Annotated in this window: 16 protein-coding genes; 6 read left to right on the top strand and 10 right to left on the bottom strand. The window is 74.7% G+C overall.

The window, feature by feature from the left end:
* Nucleotides 1–35: 35 nt before the first annotated feature.
* The 3 genes from kamD to kdd all read right to left on the bottom strand — a co-directional run bounded on the left by kamD (nucleotide 36) and on the right by kdd (nucleotide 4,295).
* A complete protein-coding gene (gene kamD / locus FHL79_RS06540) occupies nucleotides 36–1,601 on the bottom strand; it encodes a lysine 5,6-aminomutase subunit alpha (protein ID WP_138757806.1) in 1,566 nt (521 codons plus the stop codon).
* A gap of 118 nt (nucleotides 1,602–1,719) precedes the next feature.
* A complete protein-coding gene (locus tag FHL79_RS06535; RefSeq protein WP_138757805.1) occupies nucleotides 1,720–3,237 on the bottom strand; it encodes an amidohydrolase in 1,518 nt (505 codons plus the stop codon).
* The gene (gene kdd / locus FHL79_RS06530; protein WP_138757804.1) at nucleotides 3,234–4,295 is read right to left on the bottom strand and encodes an L-erythro-3,5-diaminohexanoate dehydrogenase; all 1,062 of its coding nucleotides are present in this window, start codon (nucleotides 4,293–4,295) and stop codon (nucleotides 3,234–3,236) included. Before kdd ends, FHL79_RS06535 begins: the two co-directional genes overlap by 4 nt.
* A gap of 116 nt (nucleotides 4,296–4,411) precedes the next feature.
* Here kdd and FHL79_RS06525 point away from each other — a divergent pair, with 116 nt between their 5' ends.
* The 3 genes from FHL79_RS06525 to FHL79_RS06515 all read left to right on the top strand — a co-directional run bounded on the left by FHL79_RS06525 (nucleotide 4,412) and on the right by FHL79_RS06515 (nucleotide 7,889).
* On the top strand, nucleotides 4,412–5,776 hold the full coding sequence (locus tag FHL79_RS06525) for a KamA family radical SAM protein (protein ID WP_138757803.1): 1,365 nt from the start codon (nucleotides 4,412–4,414) through the stop codon (nucleotides 5,774–5,776).
* 133 nt (nucleotides 5,777–5,909) lie between these two features.
* Entirely contained in the window at nucleotides 5,910–6,419 is a 510-nt protein-coding gene (locus FHL79_RS06520) for a GNAT family N-acetyltransferase (protein WP_138757802.1), read from the top strand.
* An 18-nt stretch (nucleotides 6,420–6,437) separates the two neighbouring features.
* Nucleotides 6,438–7,889, top strand: coding sequence for a lipase maturation factor family protein (locus tag FHL79_RS06515; protein ID WP_138757801.1), 1,452 nt, complete (start codon nucleotides 6,438–6,440; stop codon nucleotides 7,887–7,889).
* Here FHL79_RS06515 and FHL79_RS06510 read toward each other — a convergent pair.
* Entirely contained in the window at nucleotides 7,861–8,724 is an 864-nt protein-coding gene (locus FHL79_RS06510; RefSeq protein WP_138757800.1) for a lysophospholipid acyltransferase family protein, read from the bottom strand. The genes FHL79_RS06515 and FHL79_RS06510 overlap by 29 nt on opposite strands.
* Nucleotides 8,725–8,765: 41 nt before the next feature.
* Nucleotides 8,766–9,503 carry an HpcH/HpaI aldolase family protein gene (locus FHL79_RS06505; protein WP_281283857.1) on the bottom strand — a complete coding sequence of 246 codons (738 nt, stop codon included), beginning with the start codon at nucleotides 9,501–9,503 and terminating at the stop codon, nucleotides 8,766–8,768.
* Between the two features lie 143 nt (nucleotides 9,504–9,646).
* Between FHL79_RS06505 and FHL79_RS06500 the strand changes: the two genes are divergently transcribed.
* The gene (locus tag FHL79_RS06500; protein ID WP_246080446.1) at nucleotides 9,647–10,396 is read left to right on the top strand and encodes an N-acyl homoserine lactonase family protein; all 750 of its coding nucleotides are present in this window, start codon (nucleotides 9,647–9,649) and stop codon (nucleotides 10,394–10,396) included.
* 153 nt (nucleotides 10,397–10,549) lie between these two features.
* Entirely contained in the window at nucleotides 10,550–11,401 is an 852-nt protein-coding gene (locus tag FHL79_RS06495) for a hypothetical protein (protein WP_138757797.1), read from the top strand.
* A gap of 10 nt (nucleotides 11,402–11,411) precedes the next feature.
* Here FHL79_RS06495 and FHL79_RS06490 read toward each other — a convergent pair whose 3' ends face one another.
* From FHL79_RS06490 to FHL79_RS06480, 3 genes are read right to left on the bottom strand one after another with little or no spacing between them, the layout of a single operon-like run.
* Nucleotides 11,412–12,554, bottom strand: a complete 1,143-nt coding sequence (locus FHL79_RS06490) for an Rv2578c family radical SAM protein (protein WP_138757796.1) — start codon at nucleotides 12,552–12,554, stop codon at nucleotides 11,412–11,414.
* A gap of 51 nt (nucleotides 12,555–12,605) precedes the next feature.
* Complete coding sequence (locus FHL79_RS06485; RefSeq protein ID WP_138757795.1) at nucleotides 12,606–13,097, bottom strand: Lrp/AsnC family transcriptional regulator; 492 nt, start codon at nucleotides 13,095–13,097, stop codon at nucleotides 12,606–12,608.
* Entirely contained in the window at nucleotides 13,072–14,217 is a 1,146-nt protein-coding gene (locus tag FHL79_RS06480) for a M24 family metallopeptidase (protein ID WP_246080436.1), read from the bottom strand. Before FHL79_RS06480 ends, FHL79_RS06485 begins: the two co-directional genes overlap by 26 nt.
* A 75-nt stretch (nucleotides 14,218–14,292) precedes the next feature.
* On the opposite strand from FHL79_RS06480, the gene FHL79_RS06475 reads away from it, so the two are divergent.
* Nucleotides 14,293–15,201 (top strand): 5'-3' exonuclease, encoded by a 909-nt coding sequence (locus tag FHL79_RS06475; protein ID WP_138757835.1) that lies wholly within the window; start codon nucleotides 14,293–14,295, stop codon nucleotides 15,199–15,201.
* Between the two features lie 6 nt (nucleotides 15,202–15,207).
* On the opposite strand, the gene FHL79_RS06470 is transcribed toward FHL79_RS06475, so the two are convergent.
* Together FHL79_RS06470 and FHL79_RS06465 are read right to left on the bottom strand one after the other, a co-directional pair.
* A complete protein-coding gene (locus FHL79_RS06470; protein ID WP_138757794.1) occupies nucleotides 15,208–15,879 on the bottom strand; it encodes a DUF4333 domain-containing protein in 672 nt (223 codons plus the stop codon).
* Between the two features lie 101 nt (nucleotides 15,880–15,980).
* Complete coding sequence (locus FHL79_RS06465; protein WP_138757793.1) at nucleotides 15,981–18,833, bottom strand: DEAD/DEAH box helicase; 2,853 nt, start codon at nucleotides 18,831–18,833, stop codon at nucleotides 15,981–15,983.
* Nucleotides 18,834–18,907: the final 74 nt, after the last annotated feature.

Below are 18,907 nucleotides of genomic sequence, written 5' to 3'. Positions count from 1 at the left end.
CGTTCCCAGGGCCATGTTGGCCAACATGGCCCTTCTCAGGCATCGACACGTTCCATCAGCTCCATCGCCGGGTTGTAGGCGTCCGCCGCGAGCCGGGCGACGCCGTCCAGGCCCTTGCCGCCGTCCGGGGACCGCTTGGTGATGCCGAAGGTGCCGTCGGCGATGGCCTGGATCAGCCCCTGCGGGTGGTCGGCGATCCGTTCCAGCAGCTGTACGGCCTCGGTGAGCACGGTGTGCGCGCGGCGGTCGATGAACCCGCCCCGGGGCGGAGCGAAGTCCTCGTGCAGGTTTCCCGCGGCCTCCAGCACGTACCGGACGTTGCGCAGCGCCAGGTCCCGGTCGGACAGCCACGGGGTGACGACGGCCTCGGTCATCATCCCGACCAGCAGGATGCCCTGCCCGGTGAGCGCCCCGGCCAGGTTGAAGAACCCGTCGAGCAGGTAGCCGCCGAAGACGTCGCCGGTCATGTGCTTGGTCGGCGGCATCCACTTCAGCGGTGCGTCGGGGAACAGGCCGCGGGCCAGCAGCGCGTGCGCCAGCTCCAGCCGGAACGACTCGGGCACGGCGGGGTTGATCTCGAAGGCGTGGCCCAGGCCCAGCTGCCAGTCCTCGAGCCCGGCCTCGTGGGCGAGGGTCTCGTTGAGCAGCTGGCTGACGGTGACGGTGTGCGCCTCGTCGACGGCGTCGGCGGTGGTGAGGTAGTTGTCCTCGCCGGTGTTGATGATGATCCCGGCGCGGGCGTGCACCATCCGGCTGAACCGCTGGTCGACGAAGGTGCGCCGCGGGTTGATGTCGCGGAAGAGGATCCCGTACATCGCGTCGTTGAGCATCATGTCCAGCCGCTCCAGCCCGGCCAGGACGGCGATCTCCGGCATGCACAGCCCGGACGCGTAGTTGGTGAGCCGGACGTAGCGGCCCAGCTCGGCACCGACGTCGTCCAGCGCGGCCCGCATCAGCCGGAAGTTCTCCCCGGTGGCGTAGGTGCCGGCGTACCCGGTGCGGGTCGCCCCCTCGGGCACGTAGTCCAGCAGCGACTGCCCGGTGGACCGGATGACGGCGATGACGTCCGCGCCGGCCCGGGCGGCGGCCTGGGCCTGCGGGATGTCCTCGTAGATGTCGCCGGTGGCCACGATCAGGTAGATCCACGGACGGCGGGGCGGGTCGCCGTGCAGCGCGACCAGCTCGTCCCGGCGGGCGCGGTTGGCGTCGATCCGGGCGATCCCGGTCGCGACGGCGGCGCGGGCGGCCGCGCGGGCGGGCTCCGGGTCGGCCGGGATGCTGAACCGGGCGGTGCCCGCGCCCACCTGCTCGGCCAGCTCCTGCAGGCTGCCGCCGCCGCCCAGGGCGTGCCACACCGGCAGCGCGACACCGTGCTCGAGGCCCACCTGGTCCCGCACCGCGTCGACGACCCGGTTCACCCAGGGCACCTCGCCGTCCCCGAGCACCGGGTCGGTGCCGGTCAGCCCGGCCAGCCGCAGCACTGCGCGTTCGACCGAGACGGTGGTGTGGGTCCGGGCCAGGTCGACCACCGGCGCCGCCGCCCGCTCGGCCAGCTCCCGCGCCCGGCGCACCAGCTCACCGTCCAGCTCCAGCACGGTCACCGTCGTCCCCCCTGTGCGCTTTCGCGCGCGAAACCGCGCGTACTCTCGCGCGCCGAACCGGGCGTACTTTCGCGCGCGAAACCGCGCGTACTTGGTCGCGCGAAAGCGCGAGGGTGGGTCATCGGGGGTCTCCGATCGGGGTGCCGGCGACGATGAGCTGGCGGCAGGTGGGGCGCTGCCGGCCGGCGAGGACGGCGGAGAGCGTGCCGGTGGTCTCCCACAGGGCGAGGTCGGCCGGGGCGCTCACCGCCAGCGGACCGTCCGGGTGTTCGGCGCGGGCGGCGACCCAGCCGCCGTGGGTGGCGGCGTCGAAGGCGTCGAAGGGGCGCAGGCCCGAGCCCGGCGTGGTGTGGTCGACCGCGGCGTGCACCCCGCCCCAAGGGTCCAGCGGGGTGACCGGGGCGTCGCTGCCCAAGGCCACCGCGACCCCGGCGTCCACGAGGTCGGCCAGCGGGTTGCAGCCGGCGGCCCGGTCGGCACCCAGCCGCTCGGCGTACATGCCGGTCGCACCGCCCCAGGCCGCGTCGAAGGCGGGTTGGACGCTGGCCACCATCCCCCAGCGGCGCAGCTGGTCGATGGCCTCGTCGCTGACCATCTCCACGTGCTCGAGCCGGTGCCGGCAGGCCCGGACGGCGTCCCGGCCCAGCTCCTCCACGACCGTGCCGACCGCGCCGAGCACCTGGTCGACCGCGGCGTCCCCGATGACGTGGAACCCGGCCTGCAGCTGGGCCCGGGTGCAGGCCCGCAGGTGCTCGACCAGCACGGCGGTGTCGAAGCGCAGGTTGCCGGCGGTGTCCGGGCGGTCGGTGTAGGGAGTGGACAGCGCGGCGGTGTGCGAGCCGAAGGCGCCGTCGCAGAACAGGTCACCGCCGGCGCCGGCCAGCCGCAGCTCGCGGACGACGTCCAGCCCGCCGCGCTCGGACAGCTCGCCCCAGTAGCCGACCACCCGCGGCCCCGGGCGCTCGGCCGCCAGCTGGAGCAGCCCGGTGAGGTCCTCGGCGCTGGACACCTCCGGGCCGGCCATCTCGTGCACGCTGCCGATGCCCAGGGATGCCGCTGCGTCCAGGGTGGCGCGCTGCGCGGCCCGGCGCTGGTCGGCCGGCACCGAGCCGTAGGCGGCCTTCCGGACGGCGTGGTGGGCGTCCAGCCGCAGCCGGCCGTCGGGGCTGTAGCCGGGCAGGTCGGTGATGCCCGGGACCCGGTCCAGCAGGGCGGTCGAGACCGTCGCGGAGTGCACGTCGACCCGGGCCAGGTAGGCCGGTCGCGCCCCCACCACGGTGTCCAGGTCGTGCCGGGTGAGCCCGCGGCCCTCGGGCCAGGCCGTCTCGTCCCAGCCGGTGCCCAGCACCGTGCCGGTCGGCGCGGCGGTGGCGTGCTCGGCGACCCGGGTGACGGCGGCGCGGAGGCTGTCCGCGCCGTGCAGGGCCAGCCCGGTCAGCGACAGCCCGGTGGCGGTGGCGTGCACGTGGGCGTCCACGAACGCCGGCGTCAGCAGTGCACCCCCGCCCTCCACGGTGCGCGTGGCCGACGGCGCGTCGGCGGCCGCGCCGAGCCAGGCGATCCGCCGGTCGACGACGTGCACTGCCTGCCCGGGCCGGTCCCCGACCGTCACGTCCCGGACCAGCAGGGAGGTCACGCGCGCACCCGGGGGTCATCAGGGAACGAATGACGCACGCGTGGGTCGATGAGTGACCGCACGCCTGGACTGGAACGGTAGAGCCCGAGCGCCAGGGCCGCGTGCCCCGGCGTGTAGCCGTTGCCCATCAGCATCGTCACGTCCGCCGCCATCCCCTCCGCACCGAGCGCCGCCGCCGAGAACGACGTGGCCATGGAGAAGAAGACCACGGTGCCGCCGTCGGCCGTCGCGAGGACCGCCCCGTGCTCCGCGCCGGGGACGTCGACGCAGACCACCGTGACGTCGACCGGCGCCCCGATCGCCTCGGCCACCGCCAGCGGGTCGGTGGCATCGGCGACCACCACGACGTCGGCCAGCCCGGCGGAGCGCAGCGCGTCGGCCTCCCGGTCGTCGCGGACCACCCCGGTCAGCCGCCCGGCGCGGGCGTCGCGGGCGGCGGCGAGGCTCAGGCAGCCGGACTTGCCGGCGGCCCCCAGGACGGCGACCGAGGGCCGGTGCCCCGAGCGGTGCACCACGCGCTCGGTGGCCGCGGGGGCGCCGCAGACGTCGAGCACCGCCAGCGCGACCTCCTCCGGGAGGTCGTCGGGGAGCACCGCCGCGATCGACCGGGCGAACAGCACGGCGGTGCCGGTGGCCGGCACCTGTTCGCTGCGGCCGTCCCAGCCGGCGAGGCCGTCGGTGATCTGCAGCGGGGTCAGCGTGAGCGAGACCAGGCTGGCCACCCGCTGACCGGGCTCGAGCCCCAGCGGCGAGTCCGGGCCGACCTCGTCGACGACGCCGATCAGCATGCCGCCGGAGCCGGTGACCGGGTTGTGCATCTTGCCGCGGCTCTCCACGATGCCGAGCACCGCGGCCCGCACCGCCGCGCCGTTCCCGGCGTGCTCCTCCGACAGCTGCCGGTAGGAGGCGGCGTCGAGGTTGAGCCGGCGGACGGCGATCCGGACCTCGTCCGGGCCCAGCTGCGGGTCCGGGTCGAGTCGCCGGGCCGCCTGGGGCAGCACCCCCACCGGCTCGAGCACCCGGTGCACCCCGAGACTGCGCTGCAGCGTGCTGAGCACCGATGCTCTCCTTCCGTCGATCCGGGCCCGACGCAGGAGAACCTATCGTCGATGGAGCTGTCAACGTGACATCCTCCCGTACAGTCGCCGAGTCACCGACGTCCGGGAGGACCCTCGTGCTGGAGCAGCCCTACGAGTACACCGCGCGCGAGCTCGTCGAGCCCGACTGGCGTCGGCTGCCGGGCTTCGCCGCGGTGACCGACGAGGACTGGCGCAGCGCCCAGTGGCAGCGGTCGCACTGCGTGAAGAACGTGCGGCAGCTGCGCGGGGTCTACGGCGACCTGCTCGACGAGTCCTTCTACGCCGACGTCGAGGCCGACCAGGCCGGGCGGGCGACGATGTCGCTGCTGCTGCCTCCGCAGATGCTCAACACCATGGTGCCGGCGGCGGTGCCGACGACCGCGGCGATGCTGGCGGACCCGGTGCGCCGGTACATGCTCCCGGTCGCCTCTGACCGGCTCCCCGGCGACGCCGGCAGCCACCCCTACGCCGCCCGCGACTCACTGCACGAGCACGAGATGTGGGCGGTCGAGGGGCTGACCCACCGCTACCCGACCAAGGTGCTCGCCGAGCTGCTGTCCACCTGCCCGCAGTACTGCGGTCACTGCACCCGGATGGACCTGGTGGGCAACTCGACCCCCGCCGTCCCGAAGCTGAAGTTCGCGCTGAAGCCGGTCGACCGGCAGGGCGCGATGCTGCAGTACCTGCGGGAGACCCCCGGCGTCCGGGACGTCGTCGTCTCCGGCGGGGACGTGGCCAACCTGCCGTTCAAGAACCTGGAGGCCTTCGTCGCCGGGCTGCTGGAGATCGAGTCGGTCCGCGACATCCGGCTGGCGTCCAAGGCGCTGATGGGGCTGCCGCAGCACTGGCTGCAGCCGGAGGTCGTCGAGGGGATGGGCCGACTGGCGGCGACCGCCCGCGCGCGCGGGGTCTCCCTGGCCGTGCACACCCACGTCAACGCCGCCCAGTCGGTGACCCCGCTGGTGGCCGAGGCGGTGCAGACCTTGCTGGCCGCCGGGGTGCGCGACGTGCGCAACCAGGGGGTGCTGCTCGAGGGGGTCAACGCCACCGCCGGCCAGCTGCTGGACCTGTGCTTCGCGCTCCTCGACGGCGCCTCGATCACGCCCTACTACTTCTACATGTGCGACATGATCCCCAGCGCCGAGCACTGGCGGGTCCCGCTGGCCACCGCGCAGACGCTGCAGCACGACATCATGGGCTACCTGCCCGGCTTCGCGACACCACGGATCGTCTGCGACGTGCCCTACGTCGGCAAGCGCTGGGTGCACCAGGTCGCCGAGTACGACCGCGAGCGCGGCATCAGCTACTGGACGAAGAACTACCGCACCGGCATCGAGCGCACGGACGAGGCCGCGCTGGACCGCCGCTACGCCTACTACGACCCGATCCACACGCTGCCCGCCGAGGGCCGCGCATGGTGGGCCGCCCAGCGCGTGGGCGTCCTGGAGCCGGTGGGCTGACGGCCCGGGATCAGCCGGCCTGATCATCGTTGCTCCTGGCTCACCGCACGGAGTGAGCCAGGAGCACGTGCGGTGAGCCAGGACGTTCACGAGCCGGGTTTCCGGGACGGCGGACGGCGGTAGCTCCCCCGGGGTGGAACTGCTCCGCACGGGCCGGCTGCGGCTGCGCGCGTGGACGGCGGAGGACGCCGACCTCGCCCGGCTGGCCGACATCTACGGCCGGGACGAGGTGACCCGCTGGCTGGGCGGCCCGCCGACGGTGCTCCCGGTGGAGCTGGTCGAGCGCTGGCGGCTGGTGCACGAGCTCGACGCCGCCCACGGCTGCTGGGCGATCGATCCGCTGGCCGGTGGCCCGCCGGCCGGCACGGTGCTGCTCAAGCCGCTGCCGAACGGTGTCGGGGAGGTCGAGGTCGGCTGGCACCTGCACCCGGACAGCTGGGGCCGCGGCTACGCCACCGAGGCGGCCCGCGCCGTGGTCGACCAGGCCTTCGAGGACGGGCTGCTGGAGGTCTTCGCCGTGGTCCAGCCCGGGAACGAGCCCTCGCTGGCGGTCTGCCGCCGCCTGGGCATGCAACCGCTGGGCCGCACCACCCGGTGGTACGGCCGCGAGCTGGAGGCGTTCCGGCTCGACGCCCCGGACTGAGCACAGGAGGGCAGCCGCGTGGACTGGTTCGCCGACCCCGGCGCCTGGCTGGGCCGCTGGCTGTTCACCCGCGGCATCGCCCTGGTGTACCTGCTCGCCTTCGTCGCCGCGCTGCGTCAGGGCCGGGCGCTGATCGGCACCTCCGGGCTCACCCCGGTGCCCCGCTACGTCCAGCACGTGCCGTGGCGGAAGGCACCCAGCCTGTTCCACCTGCACTGGTCGGACCGGTTCTTCACCGGCTGCTGCTGGGTCGGGGCAGTGCTGTCCGCCGCCGCGCTCGCCGGCCTGGCCGACCGGCTGCCGGTCGCCGGCTGGATGGTCCTCTGGCTGGTGCTCTGGGCGCTGTACCTGTCGATCGTCAACGTCGGGCAGATCTGGTACGGCTTCGGCTGGGAGACGCTGCTGCTGGAGGCCGGGTTCCTCACCGTCTTCCTCGGTCCGGCGCACGTCGCCCCGCCGACGCTGGGCATGTGGGCGCTGCGCTGGCTGCTGTTCCGGCTCGAGTTCGGTGCCGGGCTGATCAAGCTGCGCGGCGACCGGTGCTGGCGGGACCTGACCTGCCTGGCCTACCACCACGAGACCCAGCCGATGCCCAACCCGCTGAGCTGGTGGTTCCACCGGCTCAGCCCGCGGCTGCACAAGGTGGAGACGCTGGCCAACCACGTCACCCAGCTGGTCGTCGTCTTCGGCCTGCTGCTGCCCCAGCCGGCCGCCGGGGTCGCCGCGGCCGTCATGGTGGTCACCCAGGGCTACCTGCTGATCAGCGGCAACTTCGCCTGGCTGAACGCGCTGACCCTGGTGCTCGGCCTGTCGGTGCTCGACGGGCGCTGGCTGGCCGCCGTCCTGCCCGTCGACCGGCCGGACGAGCTGTCCTCACCCACCTGGTTCACCGGCACCGTCGTCGTCCTGGCGTTGGTGGTGGCGGTGCTGAGCGTCGGGCCGGTGCGCAACCTGCTGTCCCCCGACCAGCGGATGAACACCAGCTTCGACCCGCTGCGGCTGGTCAACAGCTACGGCGCCTTCGGCTCGGTGACCCGGGTGCGGCGTGAGCTGGTGGTGGAGGCCACCGACGACCCGCGCCCCGGCCCGGACACGGTCTGGCGCGAGTACGAGTTCCGCGGGAAGCCCGGCGACGTCCGCCGGCGCCCACCGCAGTGGGCGCCCTACCACCTGCGGCTGGACTGGCTGATGTGGTTCGTCGCGCTCTCCCCGGCCTACGGCCGGTCGTGGCTGACGACGTTCCTGGACAAGCTGCTGGACGCCGACCGGGCCACGCTGGGGTTGCTCCGGTCGGCGCCGTTCGGGTCCGCCCGCCCGGCCGCCGTCCGGGTGCTGCTCTACCGCTACCGGTTCACCACCCGGGCCGAGCGCCGGGCCACCGGCGCCTGGTGGCACCGCAGCTACGAACGGCAGCTGGTCGGCCCGCGGACCGCGGCCGGCCTCAGCGGCGGCGGGCGAGCAGTTTCCTGAGCTGCACCAGCGGCGGTGTGCGGGTGCTGGTCATCTTGTGCCCGGCGGCGTAGGCGTTGTCCCGCGCGGCGGCCACCTCCGGGGTCGGCGCGGTGCCGCCCAGGTGCGCCGGCAGCCACCAGCGGTCGTCGTCGCCGGCCGGCTGGTCGGGGTAGCTGCGCTGCGCCTCGTCCAGCAACGCCTCCATCGCCACCCGGGTGCGGCGGAGCAGGGCCTGCGCCTTCTCCCCCGGCTCGGGGACGATCGGCTCACCGATGAGCACGGTCACCGCGACATCGCGGCGCAGGACGACGTCGTGGGCCTTGGTGGCGATCCGGTGCCCGCCCCACACCGCGGCCGGGAGGATCGGCACCCCGGCCTGGACGGCCATCCGGGCCGCGCCGGCCTTGAGGTCCTTGACGGTGAACGAGGTGCTGATCGTCGCCTCCGGGAAGACGCCGACGACCTGCCCGTCCTTCAGCGCCCGGACCGCGGAGTCGAAGGCGGCGGCGCCGGCCGTCCGGTCGACCGGGATGTGGTGCATGGCCCGCATGAAGGGGCCGGAGAACCGGTTGGAGAACACCGAGGCCTTGGCCATGAACCGCACCATCCGGTGCTGGGGCAGCGCCGCCAGCCCGAGGTAGGTGAAGTCGAAGAAGCTGACGTGGTTGCTGCAGATGATCGCGCCGCCGGTGGCCGGCACGTGCTCCTGGCCGCGCACGTCGAACCGGAAGCGGAACAGCCGGAAGATGATCAGCGCCAGCCGGATGACACCGTGGTAGGGCCGGTCCCGCGGGTCAGGGTGCGGCCCGAACAGGTCCCGGCGGGCGACGTCGCCCCAGCGTGCGGTGTACATGCCGGGACCCTAACCAACCCCGCCGACCGGCGCCGCCGCCGTCAGCCCATCGCCCGGGCCTGCGCCACCAGGTCAGCGCTGGCGTCGGCGAAGACCGCGTCGTCGGCACCGACGGCCAGCACGGTGAACCCGTGCTCACCGAGCAGCTGGGCGCGGGCGGGGGTGCCGCCGTAGGCGGCGGCCACGATGCCGTTCTCCGCGCACGCCGCGACGACGCGGAGCAGGGCCGAACCGTCGCTCCGGTCGGCCAGCAGCTGCGGGAGCGGCAGGCCCAGGGCGAGGGACAGGTCGAAGGGGCCGAGGAAGACCCCGTCCAGGCCCGGCACGGCGGCGATCTCCGGGACGCGGTCCACCGCAGCCGGGGACTCCACCATCACCAGGCACGCGGTCGAGGCGTTGGCGGCGGCGGCGTCGGCGGGCACCGACGTGTACGGGGTCCGGGCCGCGCCCCAGCTGCGGCGCCCCTCCGGCGCGTAGCGCACCGCGGCGACCGCGGCCCGCGCCTCCTCCGCCGACTCGACCATCGGGACGATCACCCCCTCGGCGCCGGCGTCGAGCACCCGGCCGATCTCCTCGGGCCGGTTCCAGGCGACCCGGACCAGGGCGTGCGCCCCGGCGGCGCGCACAGCGGCGACGAGGTCGGTGCAGTCGTGCCCGGCGTTCCAGCCGTGCTGCTGGTCGATGCACACCCAGTCCAGCCCCGCGGCGGCCATCGCGTGGGCGGTCCGGGGCTCCCGGAGGTTCGCCCAGCCGCCGAGGCTGGGACGGGTGCTGCGCAGGTGGGCGCGCAGGCCCTGGACGGTGTCGATGAGGTCCTCCGGCGGCAGGTCGTCCCGTCGCGCCGGGCGGGCGCGACGCCGAGGCCCTACGGTCTCCCAGACCCGACCGGACGGCGACCCACGAGAGGAGGGGCCACGTGGAGATGACCATCCTCCCGCTGGGCGACTGCATCTGCGCCGGCGCCGTGCTGACCCCGGGCCACGACGACGCCGAGATGACCCCGGTGCCGGTCTCCGGCTACCTGGTGACCCTCGACGACGGCCGGAGGGTCCTGGTCGACACCGGGATGAGCCGGGACCACATCGGCAACCCGGGCCTCACCTTCGGCGGGTCACCGGCCGCAGAAATCATCACCCCGGCCATGGAGCCCGCCGACGACCTGGTCAGCCGGCTCGCCGAGGCCGGTCTCACCCCCGCCGACGTCAACGTCGTCATCAACACGCACCTGCACTTCGACCACGCCGGCAACAACTTCCTCTTCCCCGGCGCCACGATCGTCGTCCAGCGCGAGCAGTACGAGTTCGCCGACGGGCACCCGTCCTTTCCCAACCAGTACTGGAACCTGCCCGAGCTGCACTACGAGCTGGTGGACGGCCGGGCGGAGGTGTTGCCCGGCGTGGAGGTGCTGCCCACACCCGGGCACGTGCCCGGCCACCAGTCGGTGGTGCTCACCCTGCCCGAGACCGGGACCGTGATCCTGTCCGGCGACGCGGTGCACGTGGCCGCCAGCTACGACCTGGACAACTGGGACGGGCACATGGACCCGGCGGCCGCGCGGGTGTCCGCGCACATGCTGCGCCGGCTGGCTGCGGACCGGCAGGCCGTCCTCCTGCTCGGCCATGAGCCCGCGCAGGTCGCCGAGTACCCGCGCTTCCCGCACGTGTACCGCTGAGGCCCGGTGGCGGTCATGGTCACGGGTTCGACTGCCGATGTAGGGAGAGGACCTCTGGTGTCGTTGCCTCGGCGCCCGGAGGGTGCCGCGGTCTTTCCCGGCCACTTCAGTATTCTTTGGGAATGTTGGGGATAACGGCTTTAGACTGGGGTCATGACCAGTGGCTGGCAGCGTGCGCTGCCGGACATGCCCGCTCCGCCGGCCGCACGCGCCTGGGCGCGGATCACCCCGCCCCGCAGGTACGAGGCGCAGTGGCGCCGGCTGGTCGAGGCCGCCCTCGAGCAGGACCTGGGGCCCGACGCCCTGGCCGAGACCGGGCTCGACCCGGTGGCCGCGGCACGGGAGTGGAAGCCGGCCACCGTCGCGCTGTACACCAAGGTGGCGCGCTACGGCGGGATCCAGATCGCCCAGCCGCGGACCCCGGAGCCCGACCCGCTCACCCTCGACCTGCGGGAGCTGACCCGGGTCCGCAGCGACGCCCCCGAGCACCTGCGCACGGTGGCCTGGTGCGCCCTCGCGCTGGGCTGGCCGGGGACCGTCGGGCAGTTCCGGGGGCTCCGCCGCGACCAGGTGCACGCGACCACGCGGCGGTTGCTGGTCTCCACCGACGACGGCGAGTGGTCGGTGCCGGGAGCCCTGACCGCCTGGCACGCCTGGGAGGAGACGCGCAACCGGTTCCCCAGCCTGGCGGCCAGCCCGTGGGTGCTGCCTGCGTTGCGCCGCGGCCCGGGGGTCAACTCGCACGTCGGCGGGCAGCTGTCCACCCAGGCGCTGCAGGTCACCTTCGCCAAGCACGCCGTCCGGACCGCCACCGCGATGCGGGCCACCGCGCCGCCCAGCCGGCGCGAGGCGGTCGAGGAGCTGGCGACGGTCTACCTGACGCTGTCCTACGACTCCTACCGGCGACTGGCCCTGGCCGCCGGGACGTCACCCGTGGCACCCCGCGGCGCGGTCCGCGCCAAGCGCAGCGTCAGCCGGGCCGCCCGGTTGGCCGGCGGCGGCTGACGCCCGTCGGTCAGCAGAGGAACAGCTGCTCCGCCTGCTCCGGCTCGGGGGCGACCGGGCCGGGCAGCCGCACCGGCAGGCTGCCCGCCGGGAAGCCGGCGGACTCGTCGCCGGGCAACCCGCTGTCCGAGCCGGCCGAGGCGCCGGTGGAGCCGGCCGAGGCGCCGGTGGAGCCGCTCAGCCCGCGGGCGGTGCCGCCGCTGTGCCGGTCGAGCCCGTGCTCGGCCAGCAGCGGCGCGACCCGGCCGGCGAGCCAGCTGCGGTACTCGGCGGGGACGTAGGCGCCGCGGCCGTAGAGCTGCTGGTAGCGGCTGACCAGAGCGGGGTGCTCGCGGGCCAGCCAGCTGGTGAACCACTCACGGGCGCCGGGCCGCAGGTGCAGCGGGAGCACGGTGACCCCGGTCGCGCCCGCCTCGGCGATCGCCCCGATCGCGGCCGCCAGGTGGTGCCTGCCGTCGGTCAGCCCCGGGAGCACCGGGGCGAGGAAGACCCCGCACGGCAGCCCGGCGTCGGTGATCGCCCGGACCAGGTCCAGCCGGGCCCGCGGGGTGGGCGCGCCGGGCTCGAGGGCGGCGTGCAGGTCGTCGTCCCAGATGGCCATCGAGACGCCCATGCCGATCGGGACGTCGCGGGACGCGGCGGCCAGCAGCGGCAGGTCCCGGCGGGCCAGCGTGCCCTTGGTGAGGATCGAGAACGGCGTGCCGGACCGGGCCAGCGCGTCGATGACCCCGGGCATCAGCCGGTACCGGCCCTCGGCCCGCTGGTAGGGATCGGTGTTCGTGCCGAGGGCGACGTGCTCGCGGTTCCAGCTCGGCCGGGCCAGCTCCCGGCGCAGCACCTCGACCACGTTGGTCTTGACCACGATCTGCTGGTCGAAGTCCTGCCCGCTGTCCAGCTCCAGCCACTCGTGCGTGCTGCGGGCGTAGCAGTAGACACACGCATGGGAGCAACCCCGGAAGGTGTTGATCGTGTGGCCGAACGGCATGGCCGAGCCCTTCGGCACGGCGTTGAGCGCGCTCTTGGCCCGCACCTCGTGGAACGTCAGGCCCGGGAACTCCGGCACCTCGACGCTGCGCAGCAGCCCCCGGACGGTGGGCAGGCCGGGCAGCGTCTCGGGCTCGGCGAAGTCGAGCCGTTGCGCGTCCCATCGCATGACCCGATCCGAACACATGTTCGACGTCGTGTCCAGCCACGCGTGCGCGGCTCAGACCGGTGGGCGGTCCTCGTAGAAGGTGGAGAGGACGACGGTGGTCCGGGTGGTGACGTTGGCGACGGCCCGGATCTCCTGCAGCAGCGCCTCGAGCGCGTCCGGTGAGGCGACGCGGACCTTGAGGATGTAGCTCTCCATGCCGGCGACGGAGTGGCAGGCCTCGATCGCCGGCAGCCGCGCCAGCCGGGCCGGTGCGTCGTCGGGCTGTGCCACGTCGATCGGGGTGATCGACACGAAGGCGGTCAGCGGCAGCCCCAGGGCCTTGGCGTCCAGTTGCGCCGCGTACCCGGTGATCAGGCCGCGCTGCTCCAGCCGGCGCACCCGCTGGTGCACCGCGGAGACCGACAGGCCCACGCGCTCGGCCAGGTCGGTGAAGCTCGCCCGGCCGTCCCGGGCCAGGGCGCTGAGCAGGGCGCGGTCGACGTCGGCCGCCGGCGGGGTCGCGCCGCCGGCCGCCGGGTCAGCCGGGGAGTTCGACGAGCTCACGGGTGCCCCTGTTCAGAGTCCGGACGCCGTCGTCGGTGCAGACCACGATGTCCTCGATGCGGGCGCCGTAGCGGCCCGCCAGGTAGATGCCGGGTTCGACCGAGAAGGCCATCCCCGGCTCGAGCGGCAGGTCGTTGCCCTCGACGACGTAGGGCGCCTCGTGGGTGTCCAGGCCGATGCCGTGCCCGGTCCGGTGGATGAACTGCCCACCCCACCCGGCGTCGGTGATCACCTGCCGGGCCGCCGCGTCGACCTGCGCGCAGGTGACCCCGGGGCGCACCGCCGCCGTGGCCGCGGCCTGCGCCTGCTGCAGCACCCCGTACCACTGGAGCAGGCCCCGGGCGGCCACGCCCCCGACGATGTAGGTGCGGGTGCAGTCCGACCGGTAGCCGGTGGCGGTCTCCCCACCGATGTCGACGACCACCATGTCCCCGGCCTGGATCACCCGGTCGGAGAGCTCGTGGTGCGGGCTGGCGCCGTTGGGACCCGAGCCGACGATCGTGAAGTCCACCGCCACGTGCCCCTCGGCGAGGATGGCGGCCGCGATGTCGGCCCCGACCTCGGCCTCGGTGCGCCCGACCCGCAGCCACTCCCCCATCCGGGCGTGCACCCGGTCGATCGCCGCGGCGGCGCGGGCGAGCTCCTCGACCTCGTTCGGCGTCTTGACCATCCGCAGCCGATCGACCACCGGCGCGGCCAGCTCCAGCACCGAGCCCGGCAGCGCCCGCTGGATGCCCAGCGCGTGCTCGGCCCAGGTCCGGTTGCCGACCGCCACCCGGGCCGGCGCGCTGCCCAGCCGGGCCCGCAGCGCCGAGGCCAGCAGGGCGAACGGGTCGTCGGTCTCGTCCCAGGCCAGCAGCTCCAGCCCGAGCGCTCCGGCCGGGGAGGCCTCCACCATCGGCGCCTCCAGGCGGGGCACCACCAGCAGCGGCTCACCGCGGCGCGGCACGGCCAGGGCGGTCAGCCGCTCCATGGCGTGCGCGGCGTACCCGCAGAGGTAACGCAGGTCCGACCCGGGGGTGACGACCACGACGTCGACGCCGAGCTCGTCGGCGACCGCACGCGCGGCATGCACCCGGTCGACGGACACCAGCGGGGAGGGAGCAGGAGCGGCGGCCACCCGCGCAGACTATCCAGCGGCGCGGAGGGCTCCGCTGCGTCGATGCCGGCCCGTTACGGTCTGGCCGTGACGACCATGCTGCTGGACGCCGCGAGCCTGTACTTCCGTGCCTTCTTCGGCGTGCCCACCAGCGTCACCAGCCCCGACGGCCGGCCTGTCAACGCCGTCCGCGGCTTCCTGGACATGACCTCGCGGCTGGTCGTGGCCCACTCCCCCGACCGGCTCGTCGCCTGCTGGGACGACGACTGGCGGCCGGCCTTCCGGGTGGCCGCGCTGCCCAGCTACAAGGCCCACCGGGTCGCCGAGGCCGGCGGCGAGGAGGTCCCCGACGAGCTCGGCCCGCAGGTGCCGGTGCTGGTCGAGGTGCTGGCCGCCGCCGGCCTGACCCGGGTGGGGGCGCCGGGGTACGAGGCCGACGACGTGATCGGCACGCTCGCCACCCGGGCCCGCGGGCCGGTCGACGTCGTCACCGGTGACCGGGACCTGTTCCAGCTGGTCGACGACGACCGCGGCGTCCGGGTGCTGTACACCAACCGGGGCATCAACGACCTGGAGTTCGTCGACGAGGCCGCGGTGGCCGCCAGGTACGGCATCCCCGGCCGCGCCTACGCCGACTTCGCGGTGCTGCGCGGTGACCCCAGCGACGGGCTGCCCGGGGTGACCGGCGTCGGGGAGAAGACCGCGGCCACGTTGATCAACGAGTTCGGCTCGCTGGCCGGCATCCGGGACGCGGTCGCCCGCACCGTCGTCCCGAAGCCGCCGCTGACCGCGGCGCTGCTGAAGAAGCTGCACGCGGCCGACGCCTACCTGGACGCCGCCCCGGAGGTCGTCGCCGTGGTCACCACCATCGACCTGCCGCCGGTGGACGGCGCCCTGCCACGCCGCCCGGCCGACCCGGACGCCCTCGACGCGCTGGCCCAGGCGCACGGGCTGGAGTCCTCGGTGCGCCGGCTGGGCGCGGCGCTGGGCTGGTCCGACCGCTGACCGGGGTCAGCTGTCGGACCAGGTGTAGTCCCCGTCGGTGCCGCTGAGGGTGAGGGTGATGGTGACCGGGTCGCCGTCGGCGGTCGTCCCGTCGCACTCGTAGGTCCGGCCGTCCTCGACGGTCATCGTCTGGTCGCAGGACAGCTCCAGGGCCACGCCCTCGCGCTGCTCGTACTGCGCGGCGACGTCCCGCTGCACCGCCTCGGGGTCCAGCCGGGTGCCGGCCAGCCGCGCCGGCAGGGTGAAGGCCAGCCCGATGAGCAGGGCGAGGACCAGCAGCCCGAAGAGCAGGCCGAACCGACGTCCGCGACGAGCCGGTGGTGGCGGCTGCTCCCAGCCGCCGTACTGGCCGTAGGGCTGCCCCCAGCCGGGCGGGGCGCCGTACTGGCCGGGCTGCCCGTACTGCGCCGGGGGTCCGTAGGGCTGGCCGTGCGGGCTGCCGTACTGGCCGGGCTGGCCGTAGCCGGCCGGGGCGCCGTACTGCCCGGGCGCGCCGTACTGGCTCGGCGGCCCCCAGCCGCCCTGACCGGGCTGCCCGTACTGGCCGCCGTGGCCACCCGGCTGCCCCTGCCCGCCCTGCTGGCCGTACCCGCCGCCGTACTGCCCGGACGGCGGCCCCCAGCCGGGCTGGGCCCGGCCGTCCTGCTGTGGGTCCTCGCCCTGCGGCGGCTGGCTCATCATCGCTCCTCGGTGCGGTGCCGGTTCCCCGGGCACGGGTCCGGCGATTGTGTCCCATGGTCCCCGTGCGACCGGGGGCGCCACGGCCGGCCCCTGGGCGGTCAGCCGCTGACCGCCACCGCCACCACGCCGCGGCGCACCCGGCCCACCGCGGCCCGGGCGGTGCCGGCCAACGGTTCGTCGGCGACCTTGGCCAGCTGGTCGAGCAGGTCGATCAGCTGCCGCGCCCAGCGCACGAAGTCCCCGCCGGACAGCTCGGTGCCCGCCTGCTCCGCACCGGCCAGCACCCGGTCCAGGGTCTGCCCGTCGGCCCACCGGTAGGCCGCCCAGACGAAGCCCAGGTCGAGCTCCCGGGTCACCGGCACCTCGTGCTCCCGCTCCACGTCGGCCAGCCGGAGCTGCACCCGGCGCATCTCGGCGAGGGCAGCGGCGACCTTGCCGGCCGGGACGGACGGCGTCGCCGGTCCCTCCCGGCGGGCCTCGAAGACCAGCGCCGAGACGCAGCCGGCCAGCTCCGCGGCGTTCAGCCCGCGGAAGACGCCGGCCCGGGCGCACTCGGCGGTGAGCAGGTCGGTCTCCGACCAGATCCGGCTCAGCCGGCGGCCGGCGTCGGTGACCACCGGCGACTCCTCCGGCGGCACGCCGTCCTCGGGGACCTCGACGGGCAGCACCGCGGCCGGCACCAGGTAGCCCAGCTCCTGCAGGACGTCGCAGGTGCGGTCGAACTGGCGGGTCAGCGACCCGGTGCGGTCGGCCATCTGCCGCTGCAGCCGTTCGGCGTCGCGCACCTCGCGCAGCCACCGGTCGGCCGCGCGCACCCGCTCCTCCCGGTCGCCCAGCGCGTGCACCGGGTGGGCGCGCAGCGCGTGCCGGAGGTCGGCGAGCACCGGGTCGTCGGCGGCCGCCGAGCGACCCTTGGTGCGCCGCGCCCCGAGGTCGTTCTCCACCCGGGCGGTGCGCAGCGTCGCGGCGAGGTCCCGCCGGGCGTGCGGGCTGCGGTGGTTGAAGTTCTTCGGCACCCGCACCCGGGCCAGCGCGGTCACCGGGGAGGGGAAGTCCACCGAGGCGAGCCGGCCCGCCCACTTGTCCTCGGTGAGCACCAGCGGCCGGGGCTCGGTGATCTCGGTGACCCCCGGGTCCAGGACGACGGCCAGCCCCTGCCGCCGGCCGCTGGGCACCCGGATGACGTCACCGGCCCGCAGCGCCCCCAGCGACTCCGCGGCGTCGGCCCGGCGCCGCGCCTGGGAGTCCCGGGACAGCTCCTTCTCCCGCTCGGAGATCTCCATCCGCAACCGGGCGTAGCCGGCGACGTCGAGGACCGCGGCGCTCAGCCCGTCGTTCATCTCCTTCGCCAGCCGGGCGGCGTCCTCCTCGTGCCGGGCCGCGGACCGGGCCAGCCCGACGACCGACCGGTCGGCCTGGAACTGCGCGAAGGAGAAGGCCAGCAGTTCCCGGGCGCGGTCCCGGCCGAACGCGCCGACCAGGTTGACCGCCATGTTGTAGCTGGGCCGGAACGACGACCGCAGCGGGTAGGTCCGGGTGCTGGCGAGCCCGGCGACGACGGCCGGGTCGACCCCCGGCCCCCAGACGACGACCGCGTGCCCCTCGATGTCGATGCCGCGGCGCCCGGCCCGCCCGGTGAGCTGGGTGTACTCCCCCGGCGTCACGTCGGCGTGCGCCTCGCCGTTCCACTTGACCAGCCGCTCCAGGACGACGGTGCGGGCGGGCATGTTGATGCCCAGCGCCAGGGTCTCGGTGGCGAACACCGCCTTGACCAGGCCGCGGACGAAGCACTCCTCGACCGTCTCCTTGAACGCCGGGACGAGACCGGCGTGGTGCGCGGCGAAGCCGGCGAGCAGCCCCTCCCGCCACTCCCAGAAGCCCAGGACGTGCAGGTCCTCCTCCGGCAGCGACCCGGTGCGCCGGTCGATCACCTCGGCGATCGCCGACCGCTCGACCTCGTCGGTGAGCCGCATCCCCGAGGCCAGGCACTGGTGGACGGCGGTGTCGCAGCCGTTGCGGCTGAACACGAAGGTGATCGCCGGCAGCAGCCCGGCCCGGTCCAGCCGTTCGATGACCTCGGGCCGGGACGGCGGCCGGTACCGGGGCCGGTTGCCACCCCCGCGGATGCCGGCGCCCCCGCCGCCGTGCCAGGAGTCGTGTCGCCGTTCCTGCTCGTGCACGTAGCGGACGAGCTCGGGGTCGACCACCGCTCGGCCACGCTCACGGGTGGACAGCCCGCGCGGGGTCGGGTCCCACTCCCCCGCGTGCGCGGCGGGGCGCAGCGCGAACAGGTCGAACACCCTCCCTCCCACCAGCATGTGCTGCCACAGCGGGATCGGCCGGACCTCGCTGACCACGACCTTCGTGTCACCGCGGACGGTGACCAGCCAGTCGGCGAACTCCTCGGCGTTGCTGACCGTGGCCGACAGCGACACCAGCCGGACGTGCTGCGGGAGGTGGATGATCACCTCCTCCCACACCGCACCGCGGAACCGGTCGGCCAGGTAGTGCACCTCGTCCATGACGACGTAGCCGAGGTCGGTCAGCGCCGGGGCGTCGGCGTAGAGCATGTTGCGCAGCACCTCGGTGGTCATCACCACCACCGGCGCGTCGCCGTTGATCGCGTTGTCCCCGGTGAGCAGGCCGACCTGGGCGGTGCCGTAGCGGTCGCAGAGGTCGCTGTACTTCTGGTTGGACAGCGCCTTGATCGGTGTCGTGTAGAACGCCTTGCGCCCCTCCTGCAGGGCCTTGTGCACGGCGAACTCACCGACCACGGTCTTGCCCGCGCCGGTCGGGGCGCAGACCAGGACCCCGGACCCCTGCTCGAGGGCCTCGCACGCCTCGACCTGGAACGGGTCGAGGGAGAAGCCGAGCTCGGCGGTGAAGTCCGAGAGGGTGGGGTGTGCGGTACGCCGGCGGGCAGCCGCGTACCGCTCAGCCGGGCTGGACATGCCCCCACCGTATGCGCGCTCCGGCGGTCCGGCTCGGACGCCGTCCAGAGCGCCCGGGAGGGCCATGTTGGCCA

Origin of the sequence: Modestobacter altitudinis, assembly GCF_005930475.1 — a bacterium.
GTDB classification, from domain to species: Bacteria; Actinomycetota; Actinomycetes; order Mycobacteriales; family Geodermatophilaceae; genus Modestobacter; species Modestobacter altitudinis.
Note: the sequence above shows the minus strand (reverse complement) of the source record. Positions and strands in the feature narration are given on the sequence as shown.